General features: G+C 53.7%; 14 protein-coding genes and 4 tRNA genes. 3 read left to right on the forward strand and 15 right to left on the reverse strand.

The genetic code is table 11. From position 1 onward, the window contains the following. Positions 1-76: 76 nt before the first annotated feature. The 5 genes from rplA to ACXADJ_RS13255 all read right to left on the reverse strand — a co-directional run bounded on the left by rplA (position 77) and on the right by ACXADJ_RS13255 (position 2318). Positions 77-772, reverse strand: coding sequence for a 50S ribosomal protein L1 (gene rplA / locus ACXADJ_RS13235; RefSeq protein ID WP_475066643.1), 696 nt, complete (start codon positions 770-772; stop codon positions 77-79). Next, positions 772-1206 carry a 50S ribosomal protein L11 gene (gene rplK, locus ACXADJ_RS13240; protein ID WP_028293999.1) on the reverse strand — a complete coding sequence of 145 codons (435 nt, stop codon included), beginning with the start codon at positions 1204-1206 and terminating at the stop codon, positions 772-774. Before rplK ends, rplA begins: the two co-directional genes overlap by 1 nt. A gap of 70 nt (positions 1207-1276) precedes the next feature. Continuing rightward, the gene (nusG, locus tag ACXADJ_RS13245; protein ID WP_028294000.1) at positions 1277-1813 is read right to left on the reverse strand and encodes a transcription termination/antitermination protein NusG; all 537 of its coding nucleotides are present in this window, start codon (positions 1811-1813) and stop codon (positions 1277-1279) included. Between the two features lie 8 nt (positions 1814-1821). Next, positions 1822-2190, reverse strand: coding sequence for a preprotein translocase subunit SecE (gene secE, locus ACXADJ_RS13250; protein ID WP_028294001.1), 369 nt, complete (start codon positions 2188-2190; stop codon positions 1822-1824). Between the two features lie 52 nt (positions 2191-2242). Beyond that, a tRNA-Trp gene (locus tag ACXADJ_RS13255) sits at positions 2243-2318 on the reverse strand. Between the two features lie 356 nt (positions 2319-2674). Between ACXADJ_RS13255 and fusA the strand changes: the two genes are divergently transcribed. Beyond that, positions 2675-4762, forward strand: a complete 2088-nt coding sequence (gene fusA, locus ACXADJ_RS13260) for an elongation factor G (protein WP_475066654.1) — start codon at positions 2675-2677, stop codon at positions 4760-4762. A gap of 103 nt (positions 4763-4865) precedes the next feature. Here the strand turns inward: fusA and ACXADJ_RS13265 are convergent, their stop codons facing one another. From ACXADJ_RS13265 to ACXADJ_RS13310, 10 genes are all read right to left on the reverse strand, one after another. Beyond that, positions 4866-6431: a lipid A-modifier LpxR family protein gene (locus ACXADJ_RS13265; protein ID WP_475066658.1), complete on the reverse strand. Its 1566-nt coding sequence runs from the start codon at positions 6429-6431 to the stop codon at positions 4866-4868. Positions 6432-6680: 249 nt separating this feature from the next. After that, positions 6681-7904: an elongation factor Tu gene (gene tuf, locus ACXADJ_RS13270; protein ID WP_475066631.1), complete on the reverse strand. Its 1224-nt coding sequence runs from the start codon at positions 7902-7904 to the stop codon at positions 6681-6683. Between the two features lie 90 nt (positions 7905-7994). After that, positions 7995-8070: transfer RNA gene (locus tag ACXADJ_RS13275), tRNA-Thr, on the reverse strand. A 47-nt stretch (positions 8071-8117) separates the two neighbouring features. Then, positions 8118-8191, reverse strand: a tRNA-Gly gene (locus ACXADJ_RS13280). A 77-nt stretch (positions 8192-8268) separates the two neighbouring features. Beyond that, positions 8269-8352 (reverse strand) — tRNA-Tyr (locus tag ACXADJ_RS13285). Between the two features lie 215 nt (positions 8353-8567). Further along, on the reverse strand, positions 8568-9227 hold the full coding sequence (locus ACXADJ_RS13290) for a hypothetical protein (protein ID WP_475066661.1): 660 nt from the start codon (positions 9225-9227) through the stop codon (positions 8568-8570). After that, a complete protein-coding gene (locus ACXADJ_RS13295) occupies positions 9200-9913 on the reverse strand; it encodes a type III pantothenate kinase (protein WP_475066665.1) in 714 nt (237 codons plus the stop codon). Before ACXADJ_RS13295 ends, ACXADJ_RS13290 begins: the two co-directional genes overlap by 28 nt. After that, entirely contained in the window at positions 9894-10850 is a 957-nt protein-coding gene (gene birA / locus ACXADJ_RS13300) for a bifunctional biotin--[acetyl-CoA-carboxylase] ligase/biotin operon repressor BirA (RefSeq protein ID WP_475066667.1), read from the reverse strand. Before birA ends, ACXADJ_RS13295 begins: the two co-directional genes overlap by 20 nt. Before the next feature lie 161 nt (positions 10851-11011). Beyond that, positions 11012-11290 carry a hypothetical protein gene (locus ACXADJ_RS13305; protein ID WP_475066669.1) on the reverse strand — a complete coding sequence of 93 codons (279 nt, stop codon included), beginning with the start codon at positions 11288-11290 and terminating at the stop codon, positions 11012-11014. Positions 11291-11340: 50 nt separating this feature from the next. Beyond that, positions 11341-12468 (reverse strand): ion channel, encoded by a 1128-nt coding sequence (locus tag ACXADJ_RS13310; protein ID WP_475066671.1) that lies wholly within the window; start codon positions 12466-12468, stop codon positions 11341-11343. 112 nt (positions 12469-12580) lie between these two features. On the opposite strand from ACXADJ_RS13310, the gene ACXADJ_RS13315 reads away from it, so the two are divergent. Continuing rightward, positions 12581-13573, forward strand: coding sequence for an adenosine kinase (locus ACXADJ_RS13315; protein ID WP_475066673.1), 993 nt, complete (start codon positions 12581-12583; stop codon positions 13571-13573). Between the two features lie 590 nt (positions 13574-14163). Beyond that, positions 14164-15033 carry a molybdate ABC transporter substrate-binding protein gene (gene modA / locus ACXADJ_RS13320; protein WP_475066675.1) on the forward strand — a complete coding sequence of 290 codons (870 nt, stop codon included), beginning with the start codon at positions 14164-14166 and terminating at the stop codon, positions 15031-15033. Positions 15034-15171: the final 138 nt, after the last annotated feature.

The raw sequence follows: 15171 nt of genomic DNA on the forward strand, positions 1-15171 counted from the left end.
TCTTTGACAGCTACCGTCTTGCAACGGCAACCCCAAAGATGGTGTCGGGGTGCAAGCACCCCGGCTCTCTTCCGGATCAGAAGTCCAGAGAAGAGTGATCTACGATCAAGCCAGGACCCATAGTGGTGCTGACTGTAACCTTTTTCATGTATACGCCTTTGGCGGAGCTTGGCTTGGCCTTTTTCAGGTCAGCCAGCAGTGCAGTCAGGTTGCCCTTGATTGCGTCTGCGGAGAAATCCAGCTTACCAATAGTGGTATGGATGATACCGTTCTTGTCGTTACGGTAACGAACCTGACCCGCTTTTGCGTTCTTAACCGCAGTAGCAACGTCTGGAGTTACAGTACCAACTTTCGGGTTTGGCATCAGACCACGTGGGCCCAGAACCTGACCCAGCTGACCAACAACGCGCATTGCGTCTGGAGAAGCGATTACAACGTCAAACGCCAGATCGCCACCCTTGATCTTTTCAGCCAGATCTTCCATACCAACTTCATCAGCGCCAGCTTCTTTAGCCGCTTCAGCGTTAGCACCCTGAGTGAACACAGCAACACGCATGGTCTTACCAGTACCGTTTGGCAGTACAGTAGAGCTACGTACGTTCTGGTCAGATTTACGAGCATCGATACCCAGGTTCACTGCAACGTCTACAGACTCAACGAACTTGGATGCTGGCAGAGAAGCCAGAACAGCAACGGCTTCTTCTACAGAGTAAACCTTGCCAGCTTCTACTTTTTCAGCGATCAGCTTCTGACGCTTGGTCAACTTGGCCATTATTCAACTCCTTCCACGTTCAGACCCATGGCACGAGCAGAGCCCGCGATGGTACGTACCGCTGCGTCCATATCGGCAGCAGTCAGGTCAGGAGCCTTGGCAGTTGCAATCTCTTCCAGCTGCGCACGAGTCACAGTACCCACTTTCTGGGTGTTTGGACGAGAGGAACCAGAAGTGATACCAGCCGCTTTCTTCAGCAGGAAGGAAGCTGGCGGGGTTTTCATTTCAAAAGTGAAAGAACGGTCGTTGTAAGCAGTGATTACAACTGGCACTGGAGCGCCTGGCTCCAGATGGGAAGTCTGGGCGTTGAACGCTTTACAGAATTCCATGATGTTCAGACCTTTCTGACCCAGAGCCGGACCAACTGGCGGACTTGGGTTTGCTTTACCAGCCGCAACCTGCAGCTTGATATAGCCTTCGACTTTCTTAGCCATGATTTACTCCAAATGGGTAACTAGCGCCCTTACGGGCTCCCCGCCCCGAACGAGCCGGGGCAACCAAATATCAGCCCGCTTTTTCGACCTGGGTAAATTCCAGTTCGACTGGTGTCGAGCGACCAAAAATCGTAACTGCAACCTGCAGACGGGATTTCTCGTAATCCACATTTTCCACAGTGCCGTTGAAATCTGCAAACGGACCATCAGTAACACGAACCACTTCACCTGGCTCGTATACGGTCTTGTGAGTCGGACGATCAACGCCTTCTTCAACACGACGCAGAATGGCATCCGCTTCTTTTTCAGTAATAGGAGCCGGCTTATCGGCAGTACCACCAATAAAGCCCATCACGCGATCGGTTTGCTTGACCAGATGCCAGGAGTCGTCATTCATCTCCATTTGCACCAGCACATAACCAGGATAGAAGCGACGCTGACTCTTGCGCTTCTTACCATCACGTACTTCTACTACTTCTTCTGTAGGAACCAGCACATCACCGAAGTAATCCTGCATTCCCAGACGCTCAATACGCTCTTTCAGAGCAGACTGGACACGCTTCTCGTAGCCGGAGTAGGCGTGTACCACATACCAACGCATTGCCATACTCAACCTCAACCAATCAGCGAAGAAACAGCCCAACCCAACAGGGAATCAAGGCCCCACAAAACCAACGACATCACAACCACAACAACCAGGATCATCAGCGTGGTCTGCTGGGTTTCCTGACGGGTTGGCCATACAACCTTGCGACGCTCAATATTGGCTTCTTTCAGCAAGACCAAGAATGCCTTACCTTGAGTACTGGTCAGCGCTACTGCCGCACCGGCACCCATCAAAGCCACAACCGCCAGAATGCGGTAGATGAACGCCATGTCGCTGTACATGTAGTTACCAACCACTGCCGCCGCCAAAAAGGCGATAGCGAGCAGCCACTTGATAACGTCCAGCGGCGAACCAGCTGTTTTGCTTTCGGAGCTCATTTGTATTTTCCCTGAAGCCGAAAATGGCAGCCGAAGCTGCCATCAGGATGTTTGGCAGGCCAGGAGGGACTCGAACCCCCAACTTTCGGTTTTGGAGACCGACGCTCTACCAATTGAACTACTGGCCTATAACTCTACAATAAGGGCGCTGCACTATACAGCATTCAGAACGCATTTCAACTGCTTCGTTGAGATTCTGCCCTTTTTCTTGAAAACCCAGGACGGGCTTTCAGAAGTGTGCTCATCAAAGCGAGACGAATAGTACACACAACGAATTCAAAATGCCAAGAGATTTTAAAAAACATTTTTGTAATGCCTTTTTCACTACTTTCTAACGGCCGTTTTCCTCGCTTTTCGGGCTTCTTTTGAAAAAAACCCACTATTTTTCAATATTTCTTCAGTTTTCTTCCGTCAGGGTGATCAAAAGTGACGGAAAAACCTGTAAATTGGCGGCCGTTTTTTCACTTAGCTGATTGAGTGCGATATGACTGACTTATCCAAATACCGCAATATCGGTATCTTCGCTCACGTAGATGCCGGTAAGACCACCACCACCGAACGTATCCTGAAACTGACCGGTAAAATTCACAAGACCGGTGAGGTTCACGACGGTGAGTCCACTACCGACTTCATGGAGCAGGAAGCTGAGCGTGGTATTACCATTCAGTCTGCGGCTGTTACCTGTGAGTGGAAAAAGCACCGCCTGAACGTTATTGACACCCCTGGACACGTTGACTTCACCGTCGAAGTATACCGCTCCCTGAAAGTACTGGACGGTGGTATCGGTGTATTCTGTGGTTCCGGTGGTGTTGAGCCTCAGTCCGAGACCAACTGGCGTTACGCCAACGAGTCTGAAGTTGCTCGTGTTATTTTCGTAAACAAGCTGGACCGTCTGGGTGCTGACTTCTACCGCGTTGTTGACCAGGTGAAGAACGTTCTGGCCGCCAACCCGCTGGTTATGGTTCTGCCAATCGGTACTGAAGACGAATTCGTTGGTGTTGTTGATCTGCTGAGCCGCAAGGCTTACGTGTGGGATGATTCCGGCCTGCCAGAAAACTACGAAGTACTGGACGTTCCAGCTGACATGGCTGATGACGTTGAAATGTACCGCGAGCAGCTGATCGAAACCGCTCTGGAAGTAGACGAAGACCTGATGATGGCTTACCTGGAAGAAGGCGAAGAGCCATCCATGGAAGACATCAAGCGCTGTATCCGTGAAGGTACCCGCACCCTGCAGTTCTTCCCAACCTACTGTGGTTCCGCGTTCAAGAACAAAGGTGTTCAGCTGGTACTGGACGCGGTGGTTGACTACCTGCCAAGCCCAACCGAAGTTGATCCTCAGGAATTGACTGACGAAGAAGGCAACCCGACTGGTGAAGTTGCTACCGTTTCTGCCGATGAGCCGCTGCGCGCACTGGCGTTCAAGATCATGGACGACCGTTTCGGCGCCCTGACCTTTATCCGTATCTACTCCGGTGTAATGAAGAAGGGTGACACCATCCTGAACTCTGCCACCGGCAAGACCGAGCGTATCGGCCGTATGGTTGAGATGCAGGCTGACGACCGTAACGAAATCAGCGAAGCACAAGCTGGTGACATTCTGGCCGTTGTTGGTATGAAGAACGTTCAGACCGGTCACACCCTGTGTGATGTGAAGCACCCATGCACTCTGGAAGCCATGGTGTTCCCAGAGCCAGTAATCTCCATCGCCGTTGCTCCTAAGGACAAAGGCGCTGTAGACAAGATGGGTATCGCGATCGGTAAGATGGTTGCAGAAGATCCATCCTTCCGCGTTGAAACCGACGAAGATTCCGGTGAAACCATCCTGAAAGGTATGGGCGAACTGCACCTGGACATTAAAGTCGACATCCTGAAGCGTACCTACGGCGTTGAACTGATTGTTGGTGAACCTCAGGTGGCATACCGTGAAACCATCACCATGCCAGTTGAAGACAGCTACACCCACAAGAAGCAGTCTGGTGGTTCCGGTCAGTACGGTAAGATTGACTACAAGATCCGTCCTGCTGAGCCAGGTACCGGTTTCGCGTTCAGCTCTTCCGTTGTTGGCGGTAACGTTCCTAAGGAATTCTGGCCTGCAGTAGAAAAAGGCTTCCAGGCCATGATGAACGAAGGTGTTCTGGCTGGCTTCCCGGTACTGGACGTTGAAGTAGAACTGGTTGACGGTGCATACCACGCAGTTGACTCCTCTGCTATCGCGTTCGAAATCGCTGCCAAAGGCGCTTTCCGTCAGTCCATGCCAAAAGCTGGCGCCCAGCTGCTGGAACCTACCATGAAGGTTGACGTGTTCTCTCCAGAGGACAACGTAGGTGACGTAATTGGTGACCTGAACCGTCGTCGCGGCATGATCAAGGACCAGGAAGCTGGCGCTACTGGCGTTCGCATCAAGGCCGACGTTCCACTGTCCGAAATGTTCGGTTACATTGGCCACCTGCGTACCATCACTTCCGGTCGTGGTCAGTTCTCCATGGAATTCAGCCACTACACTCCTTGCCCACAGCAAGTAGCTGAGAAAGTGATCGCTGAAGCCAAAGCCCGTAAAGAAGCCAAGTAATTGGTGAATCTACCGGCGGGGCTTCGGCCCCAATAAAAAAACCGCCTTCGGGCGGTTTTTTTATGTCCAGAACTTGCTGCACAGAGCCCCAGGCTCGCACGCTTCAGTCTGGCCAGTTTTCCCGATTATTCAGACTTGCCACCAGTAGCAAACCCGGGATAAACAACGCCGCCCAATCCGACTTTCCCTCTACCACCAGTTCAGCCCAAGCGTGCTGATCATGCTGCTCACGAGTTTCCTCGCTACGGAAATGGTAATTGAGCCCGATCCCCCAACTGTCTTTCCAACCGGTTTTCACCCCAATCGTCGCCGAGGCAATCAATGGATTACGGTGCACATGGCGGGTACCACCGGTCTTCATGATGCCTGCAGCTGCCGGATCAGCATTGGCTGGAATATGGATACCATTGTCGATCAGATAGTTGTACGCCACGTAATGGCCCGTGGCATTACCAAACACCTCGGCGTACATCCCACCGGGATGACAGGATCGCAACGCCAGATTGCGTAGCTCATCGTTCAGAGCCGCCACCTCGTGCTGCAAACGCTGCAAGAAGCGAAAGCCATCTGTCGCCGATGCATCCGCCGCAAGGAAGGCATCGATGCCCTCTTCCAGCGCCAGCAATTTATTGCGCTGCACATCCGGGATGTAAGCCGCAGCAGAAAGGTAGTGCTGCAAATCCTCCCGGAAACGCCATACGCGCTGCTCCACCGTTAAATCCGGCAGCGCCAGGGTATCTACGAACATCACCTCAGAAGCCCGGTACACATCACAGGAGGCCGATTCCGGCCATTTGGCGGATAACTCCAGACCATAACCAATGCGGTCAATCACGGTGCCCAGCTCCAGCCGGGCAAAATGGGATACCTTTACCCGCCCCGCCAGCATTGGCTGCTGCAACAGATGCCAGGCCAGCTTTCCGCTGTACTGAATCGCCAGCCGGTTGTGAACCTGACTGCGCCAGCCCTGAATCGGCATGGCACCGGTGAACGGATAGGAATGAGCGCTTTCCTGCACCCAACGACCAGCCGCCGCCGGGCCAACCATGCCAATCGACACCTCGTGCTCACTGTAGCTATCGAGGTCCTCAAGGGTCAGGTTACGGGACAAGTACAACCAGGCCGCATAAGGTCGGTCGTAATGAAGGGCATTTTCAAGGTATTGATAGCCAGCCGGCGTACGAAACCCTCGCCCGGCATGCTGGTAAGGGGTATACATTTTGTGGCCAAAACCAAAGCCATAGGTGACCAGCTTCAGATCGCGGGTCTGCACACCCCGCCGGGGTGCTTCTACGCATTCGGCGTATTCCTCAGCGTCCAGAGCCGTTGACTCAGGATTGCTCTTCAGGGCTTCAGGACCGCACAGATAGCCATACAAGCGGCCATTTTCATACAGGAAGGCACCATCGACACTGACGTACGAACGTACATTCAGGGCGTTGGTGTAGTACTGATCGGTGATGTTACTGCCCGTCAGGGCATCATTTTCAATCTGGCTGCGCCAAATGCGCTCCGACTCATCAACATAACGGTGTTCAAAGTCGCTGTCGTTGGTGAGCAAATCAAACAGCAAGTAGCTGTCACCAGCCCCCTTAGCCATCACAGCCGATGCGCAAGAACCCAATACCAGCGCCAACAAGCTCATACAACTGCGGGTAGAAACAGACATACAACCAATCCCTGTTGCTCATCTTCAAATCCTTTGGATGAATAATAACCAAACGTTCTTGAATAGTTCAGGGGTATTCCGGGCCGATACTGACTTGTCTCAAATTAGCACCTTTGTGCAGCCGTTATTGCGGCCAGGTCCGAGCAGAAGCCTGTCAGGGCAAGCCCAAATTACAGCCACAAAAAAACCCGCCGAAGCGGGTTTTTTCTGATGCAATCATCGGTATCGAGCAGGTTAACCTGCTACAGATTACTCAACGATTTTGGCTACAACGCCAGCACCAACAGTACGGCCACCTTCACGGATCGCGAAGCGCAGACCTTCGTCCATGGCGATAGGAGCAATCAGGGTTACACCCAGCTGCACGTTATCACCTGGCATTACCATCTCAACGCCTTCTGGCAGCTCAACAGCACCAGTTACGTCAGTGGTACGGAAGTAGAACTGTGGACGGTAACCTTTGAAGAATGGAGTGTGACGACCACCTTCATCTTTGCCCAGTACGTATACTTCGGATTCGAACTTGGTGTGCGGAGTGATGGAACCTGGCTTGGCCAGTACCTGACCACGCTCAACTTCGTCACGCTTGGTACCACGCAGCAGTACACCTACGTTCTCACCTGCACGGCCTTCGTCCAGGATCTTACGGAACATTTCAACACCAGTACAAGTGGTCTTGGTAGTTTCCTTGATACCGATGATTTCAACTTCTTCACCAGTACGTACGATACCGCGCTCAACACGACCGGTAACAACGGTACCACGACCCTGAATGGAGAATACGTCTTCGATAGGCATAATGAATGCACCGTCGATCGCACGCTCTGGTTCTGGGATGTAGGAATCCAGGGCTTCAACCAGCTTCTTAACAGCGGTAGTACCCATTTCGTTGTCGTCCTGGCCGTTCAGAGCCATCAGAGCAGAACCCGGGATGATTGGAGTGTCGTCGCCTGGGAAGTCGTATTCGGACAGCAGGTCACGCAGTTCCATTTCAACCAGTTCCAGCATCTCTGCGTATTCTTCAGAGTCTGCGCCACCGCAGTCTTCAGCCAGCAGGTCAGCTTTGTTCAGGAATACTACGATGTAAGGTACACCAACCTGACGGGACAGCAGGATGTGCTCACGAGTCTGAGGCATTGGGCCGTCAGTAGAACCACATACCAGGATCGCGCCGTCCATCTGAGCGGCACCGGTGATCATGTTTTTAACATAGTCAGCGTGTCCCGGGCAGTCTACGTGCGCGTAGTGACGGTCAGTGGATTCGTACTCTACGTGGGAAGTAGAGATGGTGATACCACGCTCACGCTCTTCTGGAGCGTTATCGATACCGTCAAAAGCAACGGCTTGGCCGCCGAATACTTCTGCACATACGCGAGTCAGCGCAGCAGTCAGAGTAGTTTTACCATGGTCAACGTGACCGATAGTACCTACGTTTACGTGGGGTTTGGAACGCTCAAACGTTTCCTTAGCCATGACCTTCTCTCTCTTACGTGGTGGTAGATTTCAGACCGACACATACACAAAAAGGCAGGCCTATGGCCTACCTTTTTGGTGTTTAAATAATGGTGCTGATGGGCAGAATCGAACTGCCGACCTCATCCTTACCAAGGATGCGCTCTACCGACTGAGCTACATCAGCGAAACTTCTTGTTCCGACTGCCTGACAACTGGTCAGGTCAGTAATACTGGAGCGGGTAGCGGGAATCGAACCCGCATCATCAGCTTGGAAGGCTGAGGTTCTACCATTGAACTATACCCGCGAACCTTTAGGCCTCAAGCCAGGAACCGCAGGCTCCTGCCTCGCTCCGAAGCACTGCCTTGGCAATGCTTTAAAATATGGTGGTGGGGGCTGGATTCGAACCAGCGAAGCTTTCGCGTCAGATTTACAGTCTGATCCCTTTGGCCACTCGGGAACCCCACCTAATTGTTATCAAAGAAGCTTCAATAGCTGCTGGCCGTTGCCGCTGCGTCTTTGATGGCGCGTACTATATGTATGGAGCCTTGGGTCGTCAACACTTTTTTAAAATTTTTCTTATTTTTTATCAACTTAGCCGCTTTCGAGGGAGAATTGAGCAGTTAATAATCAATCAAGGCCAATTTTGTTCAAGGTTTAATCAGAAAACGGCTTGCTCGCTATTATTCCTGGCAATCGGTCATTTGCCAGGCCACATCGCGGTCATCCGCGAGGATACGTTGACGCAAACGCTCGCCGAATTCCGGGCTGGCGTTCACTTCCAGCCAGTGTTCTTCCTTTATGTCGTTCTTGATGCGTACTTCAACCGGAATGTTGTAGGTCTTCACCTTATCGGCAACTTGCTGGGCCGACTCTTCCTTACGGAACAAGCCGAGGGAAATCCCTTCTGCCAATTCACCGGCATTAATAATGTAGGAGTCGACTTTGCGTTGCTGCAATTCACGCAGCACTTTGCGGGCTTCTTCGCGGCTGGCGCGAGGCGGAACAAAGACCCAGAACTCCTTGGCTTCCTGGGTCGGCAACTGCGTGGTCTGAGTACTACCGGCAACGCCCAGTGCTTCTGCACGGGCGCGGGCGTAATTGGCATCAACAATGTCCTGATATGGCCCCAGCAGGAAACAACGTTGCTGAGCCACTGCCTGCGCTTCCGGCTGGCGGGTAATACGAGGCAATGCCACCGTTGCTTCCGAGGTCAGCGTCAGACGTTGGCCCGAGGCCATAACCACCGGCTCATTATTGGCCTGTGGTTGCTGCTGCTTGCCCCAGTACAAGGTCAGTACGGCAATGTTCAGTATTACCAGACAGAAGAATATCCAGCGCATAAAGCATCCAATCCATCGAAAATCAGTTCAGGGGAATAGGTCTGATCCAGGCTGAGTGCCAGCCACTCACCGTCACCGCCGGTAAAGAATGGCGTGTGATGACGATATTCCTGCATCAGTTGATGCACCAACGCCACTTGCTGACGACGTACACCAGCGCTGACACACCCCACGGTATCGGTTCCGGGTTGCAGTTTGTCGCTCATCTGCTCATCGGTATAAGGCCGCACCCGCTCGGTGTTCTGCCACAGCGACTGCTGCGCCAGCGTCAAACCCGGTACGATATAGCCGCCCAAATGGTGATTGTCGGCATCCATCAGGTCCAGCGTCAGCGCCGTTCCCGAGTCGACCACCAGCACCGGTCCATCACAATGTTGACGCGCGCCCAGCATGGCCAGCCAGCGGTCCACCCCCAAACGCTCCGGGTTAGGGTAACAATGTTTGAAATCAGGGTAGTCAGCCAGCGCTCGCGACAGCCACACAAGACTGGCGCCAAATTGCTGTTCCAACTGGTGGCGCAACCACGGATTGTCGTGAACGCTGGACACCAGCACCCGGGCAACCTTCGGCCAGGCCTGATCCATCACATCCGCATGATCACAGCCGCCGCGCACCATAACGCCGTCGTCGGCCTGATAACGCCATTTGATTCGGCTGTTACCAGCGTCAATTAACAGGACGGACACTTAATTCTCCAGCGACAATCACTTCCATACCACGGTCGGTGTGCAACAGCAGTTCACCCTTACGGTTAACGCCTTTGGCGACACCAATGCGCGGCTCACTTCCGCCGGACAAGATAACATCCTTCTTATAGTAGATGTCGCGCTCGGCCCAGTGGTTGATCCAGGGGCCAAAACCTTCCCGTTTGAATTCATCCAGAATACTGCCCAGCTGGTCCAGCAGAACACTGGCCACCTGATTGCGGGACACGCCCGGCAAGTACTGTTTCAATGCCGCCCATGGCTGCTCGATGCGCTCGGCATCGCGGTCACTGAGTGCCACGTTAAGGCCAATACCAATCACAATCTGGCAGAAATCCGGCTGGGTTTGACGACCTTCCAGCAGAATGCCAGCCACTTTGCGGCCATCCAGATAGACATCGTTGGGCCACTTCAAGCCGACACCATCCATTCCCAGTCGGGCTAACGCTCGCTCCACAGCAATGGCGATCATCAGGCTAAGACCTTCCTGATCGTTGAGACCGCCCGGCAAGGTCACCAGATACGACAGGTAGATGTTTTTGCCAAAGGGGCTGACCCAATGACGGCCACGGCGGCCACGACCACTGTTCTGCTTTTCTGCCAGTACGGCGTAACGCTTGCCCAGATGATCGGGAGCACGCTCAAACAGCCAGGTATTGGTGGAATCCACATCCAGTAGAATATCGAGGCAATCCAGACGTTGCGTCATGGATTCCTGAATGTCTTCTTTATCCAACAGTTCAATGGCATCGTGCAAACGATAACCTTTGCCTTTCACCGAAGAATAAGGGATGTCCAGCTCGTCGAGCTTTTTCATGTGCTTCCAAACCGCAGCGCGGCTAACGCCAAGGGCTTCACCCAACTCATCGCCGGAATGGAAACGACCGTCTGACAGTAATGCCAGCAACTGACCCAGCATTGTGGAACTCCGAAACCGTAATCTGGCGACTATAACAGAAGGTGTGCGGGGTCAGAATGGTCTGCCGGATTTGAAAAGAAACGAAATCTGAAAGGAAACGAAGCGACGCCGGAGAACTGTTGAACAACAAGCCCGCAGGACAAAGGCGGCAAGCCAATCGTTTAACGTTCGCGCGCGTCTTCAGGGCGCGGTTGCGAGATTGGTTGTACTGACCCAATGCCAGCGGGCGCCAGCACAGCAGGCTGTAAATCCAGAATCAGCGCCGACAAGGACACGACCAGCGGTGGCAGATGACCATCCACTCGCGACAGAGCACAACCATCACAAGAGCCGTTGCGGGCTCCACTCAGCTGCTTGGCGATGCTGTTGACACTGGCAATCATAATAACGGCCACGGCCAGCACCAATGCGGCGGTTGAATGTCGGCGTTTGCGGTTCATGGCAGGCAGATCGCTCGGCGGTTAAGAGTGATCCGACAGACTACCCTGCTTCAATCGAGATTAGCGAGGCGCTTATTGAAGTGGATCTCAATAGCGCTCTGAATGTCACGAACGGACGGTACTTTTTCAGTGTGCACCAGCACAATCAGCGATTGCGCCACCACTTTATCGTCACCATCCGGATGGGTGTTCACTTCCCCTTCCTTGGTCACAAACGCCAGAGGAGTGCCCAGATTACTCTGCACCACGGCATTCACCACATCTGCCCAGCGCTCGCCTTCCAGCCACACCGGAAAGCGCACCGCGTGGTCGTTAGCGTGGGTGAACATATCCTCAATGATCAGCTCGACCCCGGGTGCCACCATCGCCCGCACCACCATTTCCGGGTAGGAGCGGATCGGCCGCAGCATGGTTTTGATCTTCAGCTTCTTGAGTCGCTCGCGGTTTTCGTCCTCAACCACTTCAGCAATTACCCGGTGCCCAAGATGCAGTTCGAACAGGCGGTGACACACATCGAAGGTAAAGCTGTCGCTGTCCGAGGAATACTCATCCCGCGCCAGCACCACAATATGTGTGGCCCGTTCCGCTGCCGCCCGTTTGAGGTCTTCCGGCCGACTGGCCGAGCCCGTGACGTGCACCACCCCCAACCGGCGCAAGCTGTCAGGCAGACCGTCAGCAAAGTCTTCGTTCAATAGCATGATGGGGGTTTCGCGGTATTCATCGCTCTGACGAATCTGGCTGATCATGCGCCAGAAATAGGCTTCCAGATTATTTTTCGGGGCGTTGATAATCAGAATGTGATCGGCCATGTTCCAGTCCCAATGTCCTGTGCGTATGCGTTCCCGACGGGCAATGCGAAAATCGACGTAATCACTGACCAAAAAGGTCATCAGTGTGATGCCGGCGAAGAAGATCAACACCACCGTAGCGATTTGCCCGGCCACGGTGCTGGCCGACAGGTCGCCATAGCCCACCGTCGTCAGCGTCGTCAGCGTCAGCCACAGGGCTTGCCAGAGCGTCATACCCTCCAGCCAGATCATCGCCAATGCGTGCAACCCCACCAGGGCTGACAAGGTCAGACCGGTGCGCTTCAGTGAACGAATGATACCGAACTCGGTTTGATAGACCGCGTGGCGAACACGTTGATGGTGTTGGATAAATCGGGATACAGAATTCATCGCTGCATCATAAACCCAAACATTGGCTTACGGGCAGGGGCACATGCAAGCGGCTGTGATTTGTTACACTTGGCCCAACAGCTAACACAGCGTCATCAAGGTAGATAAAAATATGGGTTATCACATTTTCGGTATCGGCAACGCACTGGTCGATAAAGAGTTTGAAGTAGACGATGCCTTCTTTGAACAGGCGGGCATCGAAAAGGGCCTGATGACCCTGATCGACGAAGACAAGCAACACGAACTGCTGGCGCTGCTGAGCGAGCAGTACGGCTTGAAGAAACGCGCCTGCGGTGGCAGTGCCGCCAACACCATTATTGGTGCCAGCTACTTTGGTGCCAACACCTACTACACCTGCAACGTTGCCAACGACGAAGCTGGTGACTTCTACGTTAACGACCTCAAGGCCGCAGGTGTAGACACCAACCTCGGTGACGACCGCGAAGAAGGCGTGACCGGCAAATGCCTGGTGATGGTGACTCCGGATGCCGAACGCACCATGAACACCTTCCTTGGCATTACCTCCGACCTACACAGCCGTCACATCAACGAAGACGCCATTGCCCATTCTGAATACGTCTATATTGAAGGCTATTTGGTCACCGGCGACACTTCCCGTGCAGCGGCAGTTGAAGTGCGCGAGCTGGCCCGCAAGCACAATGTGAAGGTTGCCATGACCTGTTCCGACCCAGCCATGGTGCAATACTTCCGCGATGGCATTCTGGAAGTACTGGGCGACGGCGTCGACCTGCTGTTCTGTAACGAGCAAGAAGCCATGCTGCTGACCGAAACCGACACGTTGGAAGCCGCCACCGAAGCCCTGAAGAGCAAGGCCAAAAGCTTTGCCATTACCTGTGGCGCTGACGGTGCACTGGCCTGGGACGGTTCACAGCTGCACACCATTACCGGCCATGTCGTTACCGCCAAAGACACCAACGGCGCAGGTGACATGTTTGCTGGTGCCTTTATGTACGCCATTACCCATGGCCACGACTTCGCTGCCGCCGGTCGTCTGGCCTCCGCAGCATCGGCACAGGTTGTCAGCCAGTTCGGTCCCCGACTGGACGCAGAACAGCATGCACCTTTGAAAGACCACTTGGGCTGATTTAACGATCTTCCAAACCGAGGCCCGCGATAACCGGGCCTCATCCCTGCTCACAATTCACTCGCCCTTCGCCACCCTGTTCATTTTTTAAACAATCCAACAACAAACGCCAAGCCTACTGCCACCCCCGCCGTTGTCTTCAACTTACCACCAATCTTATCCACAGAATCTGTGGATACCTTGCAACCCTTTCTTCATAAAACCTGCACAAATAACAATCAAAGTTTGAAATACCGTTTGGAAATAAGAGACCAGCAATGAACTCAACCACAACAACGCCCACCACCTCTCCGTTCCAAAAGTCACAAGAGGCTGATTTTTAAGGCTATTTTCCGAGCACTCAGATCGTCTCAAAAACGATCAACAATCGTTCAATAAAATAAAATCGTGCCACGCCGGGCTGTGTACAAACGGGACAGCTTCTTGCACTTATTCACACACTACTGTGGATATCCACTGACTAAGCTGAGGAGCAGATATGCGCAACCTGACTGTGGACGAATTTCAGCGTTTCATCGGTGTGCCCTTGGCGGATATGGGTTTGTTGTTATTGCAGCGGTATGCTGGCGGTTTTTGACGGGAAGTTACCCATGCTGAATGTCATCCGTCGCTTGCTCCTTAAGCGCGCGCCCAAAGCAATTCTCGCCAGTGTGTTGCTGCTCCTGGCTCTGCCAAGCGCAGCAGCCAGCAATAACGGCCATGAAAACCACAACAACGCTGGCGCTGAACACATCAACATTGCCGTAGCCTCCAACTTTGCCGCGCCCATCAAGCAGCTGGTAAAGCAGTACGAGCAACAGCACGACATCGACATCAAGGTTTCTCTGGGGTCCTCGGGCAAATTACTGGCCCAGATTCAACACGGCGCGCCCTTTCAGTTATTCCTGTCCGCCGACCAGCAAAAGCCCCAACGACTGATTGCCAGCGGCGATGCCGACGGTGCCTCACGGGTGACCTACGCGCGTGGCCAGCTGGCGCTCTGGAGTCCTTCACCGAGGCCCGAGCAACAGCGATCTGGCGCTCCACTGCAAGCCCGGCTAAAACAGGGTGACTTTAACAAGCTGGCCATCGCCAACCCACGACTGGCTCCCTACGGGCTGGCGGCTCAGCAGGTGCTGCAATCCATGAGCTTATGGGACAGCACGCGGGACAAACGGGTGATGGGAGAAAACATTGGCCAGACCTGGCAATTTGTCGCCAGTGGCAATGCCCAACTGGGCTTTGTGGCACTGTCGCAAATCCAGCAGCCGGGCAAGCCGTCTTCAGACAGTGTATGGGTCGTACCGCCAGCGCTCTACTCGCCGATTCTGCAAGATGCCGTGGTGCTCAGCCGTCAGGGCACAGACGCCCAACGGCAGGCCGCCCGGGACTTTCTGGGGTTTCTGATGTCTGCCGACGTCCAACAGCAACTGGCGCAGTACGGTTACTTACCCGCTGGCGATGTACCTGCCCGCAAATAACCTGACAACCACTGATGCAGCACGGCGACCCCTGTGGCCGGTTTACCAACCCGTCCGGCCACCTTACTATGACGTTCAACCCGGTTTATTAACGATGCCATAAGCAAGCGCCTGAATGCCGGAGCCTTTCGTTGACCA

This window comes from Oceanobacter sp. ABM4_470, from assembly GCF_056158645.1.

Bases quoted from the DNA above. Each gene is read 5' to 3' on its own strand.
- rplA (WP_475066643.1), bottom strand. From the start codon at position 772: ATGGCCAAGTTGACCAAGCGTCAGAAGCTGATCGCTGAAAAAGTAGAA.
- rplK (WP_028293999.1), bottom strand. From the start codon at position 1,206: ATGGCTAAGAAAGTCGAAGGCTATATCAAGCTGCAGGTTGCGGCTGGT.
- nusG (WP_028294000.1), bottom strand. From the start codon at position 1,813: ATGGCAATGCGTTGGTATGTGGTACACGCCTACTCCGGCTACGAGAAG.
- secE (WP_028294001.1), bottom strand. From the start codon at position 2,190: ATGAGCTCCGAAAGCAAAACAGCTGGTTCGCCGCTGGACGTTATCAAG.
- fusA (WP_475066654.1), top strand. From the start codon at position 2,675: ATGACTGACTTATCCAAATACCGCAATATCGGTATCTTCGCTCACGTA.
- ACXADJ_RS13265 (WP_475066658.1), bottom strand. From the start codon at position 6,431: ATGTCTGTTTCTACCCGCAGTTGTATGAGCTTGTTGGCGCTGGTATTG.
- tuf (WP_475066631.1), bottom strand. From the start codon at position 7,904: ATGGCTAAGGAAACGTTTGAGCGTTCCAAACCCCACGTAAACGTAGGT.
- ACXADJ_RS13290 (WP_475066661.1), bottom strand. From the start codon at position 9,227: ATGCGCTGGATATTCTTCTGTCTGGTAATACTGAACATTGCCGTACTG.
- birA (WP_475066667.1), bottom strand. From the start codon at position 10,850: ATGCTGGGTCAGTTGCTGGCATTACTGTCAGACGGTCGTTTCCATTCC.
- ACXADJ_RS13305 (WP_475066669.1), bottom strand. From the start codon at position 11,290: ATGAACCGCAAACGCCGACATTCAACCGCCGCATTGGTGCTGGCCGTG.
- ACXADJ_RS13310 (WP_475066671.1), bottom strand. From the start codon at position 12,468: ATGAATTCTGTATCCCGATTTATCCAACACCATCAACGTGTTCGCCAC.
- ACXADJ_RS13315 (WP_475066673.1), top strand. From the start codon at position 12,581: ATGGGTTATCACATTTTCGGTATCGGCAACGCACTGGTCGATAAAGAG.
- modA (WP_475066675.1), top strand. From the start codon at position 14,164: ATGCTGAATGTCATCCGTCGCTTGCTCCTTAAGCGCGCGCCCAAAGCA.